Below are 6,068 nucleotides of genomic sequence, written 5' to 3' on the forward strand. Positions count from 1 at the left end.
TTGCTATTGAAGGTTGAAAAAAACCTATACTAAAATACGAGGCCATTTCCATGCATAACGGATAATTAGACAAAGAAGAACGACTTCTACCACAGCGCCAATCACCATGTGCACCCAAGCCTCTCCTGCCAAATTAAACAATATAAGGGGAATATTAATTGCGGCAATAATGATATTTGCCCAGCGATTTACTTTAGCCGGCAGGGTAACGGAAAGGAATATCATCATTGCCGGAATTGTCACCACGGCGAATGCCGCCACTAGAAATCCCTGCGTGAGATCAAATACAAATACTTTCCCTTTCAGAATATTTTCCAGTGTACCCGGCATATATAAGGCGAAATAATCTAAATAGATAATGAGAAACATTAAACTCGCCCACAAGGCAGCAAGCTTAAGTTGCACATTGACTTTGATGTCTTCAAGTGTGTTTTGTGGTGTTGTTTGTGTATACATAATTATCAATTAAAAATTAAATCCGAAATGCAGCCCTGGTTCAGGTGTGTATTTTGGCCACTTGTCATCTTTTTGTTTAAAACCATCTGGCATTTCAGTGTGATAAGCACGGCCAGCAATACCAAGTGATGGTTCTATAAAAAACCTGTCCTTAAAGAGTTTGATGTGATAGCCAATTCGGTTTGTGTTGAATATAATGAAACCGTCACCCACAGTATTGCCATTGTCATTGACAAATGTTTGCAACATAGGCGTTACGTGTACTGCTACGTAAAGACCTTTCCAAAAAAACCTTTGATAAGCAAGACCAATACCATACTCACGAATATACCCTGGAAATTTTTCTTCCGGCTTTCCGTATGATTTGTTTAAAAATGGGTTAATACCAAGTGGCCAAGCATGTTTCCAAGTTATTAGTTCAAGTGAAATAACATCTTTTCCTGTAATACGATAGCCTAAATTGAGTTGAGCGAAGCTGGGGGGATTTACGCGATCTAAATTACCTACTAAAAACAAAGAGCTACCCACGAACCACCGTTTGTAAGTGCTGTCCGTTTTAGCATATTGTGCATTCACCTGTAAACTGCTTGTTAAAATTAAAACAAGTCCAATCCATAAAATTTTCTTTTGCATATCTTTTTTTTATTGTTAAATGATATTACAAAAGTAGATTGGCTGGTTCTTTAAATTCGTTCACTTAAGTTAAGAAATGATTTACACTTTGCTTTTTTCCAAAATTCTTGCTCTTAACCTACTTAATGATTGAGGTTTGATACCTAAAAAACTTGCTAATTGATGTTGTGGCACACGTTGAATAAGGTCTGGTCTATTTTGCAGTAAGTTCAGGTATCGTTGTTCAGGTGATGAAGTTTTAAACTCGTCAAAATTGATTTGCTGTTTAGCTAAAAGTTCTTCTGACAATACTCCACACATTAGTTGAAATTTAGGAAATTTAGTATTTAGTTCAACTCCCATATCTGGGTTTGCAACCGTTAGTATGGTGTCCTCAACACAGCTTACAAAATATTCAGACTTATTATTATTTTTTACACAATGGGGTGTCATGCCTTCCATTTCGGTGAAGAAAGCGGTAGTTTTTTCTTCACCATCTATGATGTAATATTTCCGTATACATCCTTTTAGAACAAAATAGTCATCCTGCGATTTCTGTCCTTCTTTGAGTAAGATAGTCCCCTTCTTAACAGAGCGGAATATGTCTAACGAAAGTAATGCGTTCTTCTCATCTTCTGTAAGAGAAATGTATTTTGAAATAAAGTCAAATAGTATGTCGTGCATTGTTTTATATGTTAATATGTTATTGTAGTCTGTTACACTTGCCACTAATCGAGTCACGCGAGGGAATTTCACCCTCACGTTCTCACGGAACCGTGCTTGAAAGTCTCCCTTCACACGGCACTTCTTGTTTAATCACAAAAGTGTGAACACTTTATGGATTTACCAATTTCCAGTGCGGAAAGAGTAGCGGAGATTCCTTATACTTCTTCTGCAACCATCTAACTGAAGCCATTTTGTAAAGTCCTTTCTCCCATTTAACCCATTTGAGCAATCGTATATTTAACTGGTTCCAGATTTCACGTGTGTGGTTCCTTGAAAATTTGCACTAGTAATTCATTATGCCTTGAATAACAGAGCGTAACTCACCTGCAATTACTTCAATTGGTTTTCTTCGTTTGTGAATGTTCAATTCTTTGAACTTCTCCAACACGCTGCTCTTCGATTTTCTGCTCATGAACATACTGGGCATAAGCATCAATCTACCAGTGACTCTGCCACTGTGGTCGAATGGTGAAACCCAGAAAATCATAACCCTTTGGATATTTCTTCTCTGCTTTTCCTCTGACATTTACAATTTGGGTCTTTTCGGGGTGTAACGTAAGTTGGCATTTTCGCAGTCGTACACCAATCTGTTTTAACACATAAATGGCTTGTTTCTCCGTTTTGCAATGCACCACCACATCATCCGCATAGCGTTCAAAAGGCTTTTCAGGATGATTTGTTTCCATCCATTTATCAAAGCTGACATACATAAAGATATTGGCCAACAATGGACTGATTACCCCTCCTTGCGGAGTACCGGTCAGTCGGTCTATATGGTTTCCGTCTTGTTGCACGATACCAGCTTTGAGCCAGCGTTCCACATATAGCAAAACCCATTTGTCCTGACAGTAAAACCGTACTGCTTTCATCATCAGTTCATGGTCGATGCTATCGAAGAATCCTTTAATGTCCAAGTCGATAGCAAAGTCATGGTTGAACGTGTTCTTGCATGCCTGATCTACTGCCTGATGACAATTTCTGGATGGTCGGTACCCGAATGAACTGTTGTGAAATTGTGGCTCCACCATGCGTTCCAAATGTGTTTTCGCTACTTGCTGCGCTATTCGGTCCAATAGTGTTGGGATGCCTAATTTACGTTCCCCTCCGCCCTTCTTTTTGATGGCGACTTCTTTTACAGGCATTGGAAAATAACTGCCAGAGGTTAGCCGGTTCCATAGTTTGTATAATTCGGTTTTCAGGTTGTTTTCCAACCATTCCCAATCCATATTATCCACGCCACCGCTTCCCTTGTTGGCCCGTACTTTCTTGTATGCCTGAAATACCATCACTCTGGTTATTGGCTGTGATTTTATTTCATAATAGTCAATCATTGCATTCCTGCTTGTTGTTAATTAATGAAATGTAAACAAGCTAACCCCTTCGCTCCACACTCATTACAGGTGCTTCATCACTACTACGAGTCAGTCTGCCACCGATACTTCATACAATCCCTGTATGACTGCTTCCCTTTGTGGTTGACAGTGCAGTATCGACTTCTCTTGTTCCGTACAAAACCCTGTATTGCCTTTCCCGATACTCGGGACAGGCTCTGCCAACTTAATCCCGGATGTCGTGTAAACAGTAATCAGGTTTCCTTTACACTTATAACGGACACAAACGTAACTGCCCGCTTTCGACATCGTTTTAGCTATTACGAGACTTCGTAGTTGGTTTAATTTATTCAGCTCGACAATACCCACCTACAAGGATCTTACTCCTCGTTTTTCCTTATCGTTCACCACCGAGGGAGTTTCCGCCCAACGCAGCATAAGGTGGTTTGCAAACTACTTCCCGCAAAGCGGGACAGGCTCTGAAAGTCGTCTGCGGAAGGCCAGTTCCTTTGTTGTTGATAATGATTCCCCAGCTCAGTTCGCTCGGCTTCGGCTTTCGTTTTATCATCGCTAAAGGGCTTCCATCTTTTGTACAGCATTCTTCTCCAATTTCATGGAGTTGATTCAAGACACACACGTTTTGCAGCTACAAGAAGTTGGCGATTTCGAAGCACTAAACTGTCTGCCACCACAAAAGTTGATACGAAGCTCAAAGCTTCATTTAACCACTGAACCGCCAATTTTTTCGTGGGTGCTGTTAGCTGCATGTCGTTTTCCTTCCGTCATACTGTAATGTTCCATGTGATGCAATTTAATATTCCTCCTTCGTCTGCTAATTCGTTGCTGTCAACTGTCGCAATGGTTTGTCCCTTGAAAACTTTCTCTAAAACTTTTACTGCTTGTTCGTCATACTTGCTTTTGAATGTCGGAACGATTACCGCTTGTTTCATTTGCAGATAGTTTAAGTAAAGTCCTTTTGCACTTATCAATGTCGGGTCGTTCGGTGGATTGTAAGGAAGTTCAATCCAATCAAGTCCTGCGTTGTGCAATGACATTCTAAAACACCTTTGAAATTCTGCGTTCTCTTTTGATTAGTCATTGATTAAAACTGTGTTGCTGTCAATGAAACGAACCATGCCGTCTGCATGTCCTGTAAAATCATTGATGTCCCAAGGCACGAAAAAAAGTTTGTCAACTTCGAAAAGGTCTTTGAGTTGCTTGATTAATTCTCTTTCTGAAATGTGTTTGTTCTCATGGAAAACTTTGTCGCACATAATTACTTTGTCCGTTGTCCTTGAAACATTGCCACCGTCAACAATCAGTTTTGATTTTGTAGTAGTCAAGTTGATTGCTTTGCAAATGCTGTCAACATTTGAAATAGTTTTCTGATATTTTTTCGGCTGCAAGTAGTCGGGGTTGTAAGTGAATTGCACAAACTTGTCCGTGCTGATTTGAACTGGCATAAAGTCAACAGCCCAAATGTCTTTTGTGCCTGGAAGAAAATGAAAATTGATGTTACAGTCATTCAATACCTTTTCAAATCGCTGAAAAAATTTCGGCTGCTTGCTTTGTAAGCAGTCCGCAAGAAAAAGTTTATTTGTTTGGCTGTCCGTTAGCATTTACAATTTTACATTATAGCCCATGATGTTTTTTGCTTCCTCATTTGAAATTTTGTTTTCGCTTAAAAGTTGTTTCACAACTTTTTCTTTGTCTTTGAATTTGTGAGCAAGATTAAGTTCAACTATATAGCGATAAGGTTTGCCTATAAAATTTTGTGTGTCCTCTACTTTTTTTGTCAAACCAATTCTTGTCGACTGCGTTGGTTCTTCATCTTTAATTACTCCTTGATTTATCTCACGAAGGCAAAGCCCTTTATCACCTGCCATGATGTTGCCAAACTTGTCAAAAATTTCTCTCGTAACATTTGATGCTCCGCTGATGTATTGATTTGTCTGCATATTGCGGATGCCACGAATTAAAATGCTTGCATAAATTTTCTTGTCATAATTACCAAAAGTCAAATCAATTCCCATGTCGTTGAAATACCAATTACCTGCAAAGAGTTGTTGGTTTCGTTTGTGAACATAAGGGTCGGGATGATTTTCGCTGTCGTGATAATAAACTTCGCACTCTATAATTCTGTATGGTTGGTCGCCTACAACAAGACACAAATAATTCATCATGTAGTGTGTATGTGTTTCAAATCTGTCTGCAAGTGTTTTGAATTCAAAGCCACCGTTTATATCATTCCAAAATTCAAAAAGTTGGTTGGCTTCGTTCCTTGTGTCTTTCTTCGGAAATGTTTTTACAAAGTCGTCAATATATTTTAAGCCCAGATGTTTTAAAACTTCAATGACTTCATGAGGTTTCTCCATGTTGCCTTCCGATAGATGTCCCAAAATGGTGAGCATCCTCGGTTGGTTTGCCCGCCTCAATTCTTCCAGAACATTTTCAATTTTATCCCGCTTCGCAAGTAGAATTTTCTCATAAACAAAAATGGTGTAACTGTGAATAGTGATGCCAAGCTCGGGCAAAGTGCTGAAAGCACTTGCCTTGTTTTCTTGTGCATCTTTTAGAATTTGTGTTTCGGGTTTGGCTGGACTTAAGAGATACTCTTTTGCTGCCTTGTGAAGTTGTCGCACTCGTTCTTCAACTTCTAAATGTGTCGGCACACTTCCGTTGAACCATAAAAGTTTTGTGTTCTCGTCTGTTGGTGGAAGTCCGAAGTGGCTTAAAATTCCGTCTTGAAGCGTTAGGATTTCTTCAAATAATTGTCCGTCTTCCGAAGGTCCACCTTTTTTGTCTAAGGCAATTTGGAGCTTTGGAAGTCCTGTCAGTGCGTTTTTAATTTGTTCTTGTTTATTCATGTGTTCGTTTATTCGTGGTTAAAAAGTTTCAAGTTAGCAGGCACTTGCTACGGAGCGTTACGATTGCAGCTAACGT

General features: G+C 39.4%; 6 protein-coding genes and 1 pseudogene. All 7 read right to left on the bottom strand.

Going from position 1 to position 6,068, the window contains the following annotated elements; genetic code table 11:
• Positions 1 to 24: 24 nt before the first annotated feature.
• The gene (locus BVH04_RS05170; RefSeq protein WP_086540263.1) at positions 25 to 456 is read right to left on the bottom strand and encodes a DUF6326 family protein; all 432 of its coding nucleotides are present in this window, start codon (positions 454 to 456) and stop codon (positions 25 to 27) included.
• 9 nt (positions 457 to 465) lie between these two features.
• A complete protein-coding gene (locus tag BVH04_RS05175) occupies positions 466 to 1,089 on the bottom strand; it encodes a hypothetical protein (protein WP_086540264.1) in 624 nt (207 codons plus the stop codon).
• A gap of 81 nt (positions 1,090 to 1,170) precedes the next feature.
• Positions 1,171 to 1,752, bottom strand: coding sequence for a Crp/Fnr family transcriptional regulator (locus BVH04_RS05180; RefSeq protein ID WP_086540280.1), 582 nt, complete (start codon positions 1,750 to 1,752; stop codon positions 1,171 to 1,173).
• Between the two features lie 479 nt (positions 1,753 to 2,231).
• Positions 2,232 to 3,125 carry a group II intron reverse transcriptase/maturase gene (gene ltrA / locus BVH04_RS05185; protein WP_205635791.1) on the bottom strand — a complete coding sequence of 298 codons (894 nt, stop codon included), beginning with the start codon at positions 3,123 to 3,125 and terminating at the stop codon, positions 2,232 to 2,234.
• A gap of 397 nt (positions 3,126 to 3,522) precedes the next feature.
• Positions 3,523 to 3,753 carry a hypothetical protein gene (locus BVH04_RS05195; protein ID WP_086540266.1) on the bottom strand — a complete coding sequence of 77 codons (231 nt, stop codon included), beginning with the start codon at positions 3,751 to 3,753 and terminating at the stop codon, positions 3,523 to 3,525.
• A 154-nt stretch (positions 3,754 to 3,907) separates the two neighbouring features.
• Positions 3,908 to 4,744: pseudogene (locus BVH04_RS26035) on the bottom strand (agmatine deiminase family protein).
• Complete coding sequence (locus tag BVH04_RS05210) at positions 4,745 to 5,992, bottom strand: hypothetical protein (protein ID WP_086540269.1); 1,248 nt, start codon at positions 5,990 to 5,992, stop codon at positions 4,745 to 4,747.
• Positions 5,993 to 6,068: the final 76 nt, after the last annotated feature.

Origin of the sequence: Algoriphagus antarcticus (assembly GCF_002150685.1) — a bacterium.
Lineage (GTDB): Bacteria > Bacteroidota > Bacteroidia > Cytophagales > Cyclobacteriaceae > Algoriphagus > Algoriphagus antarcticus.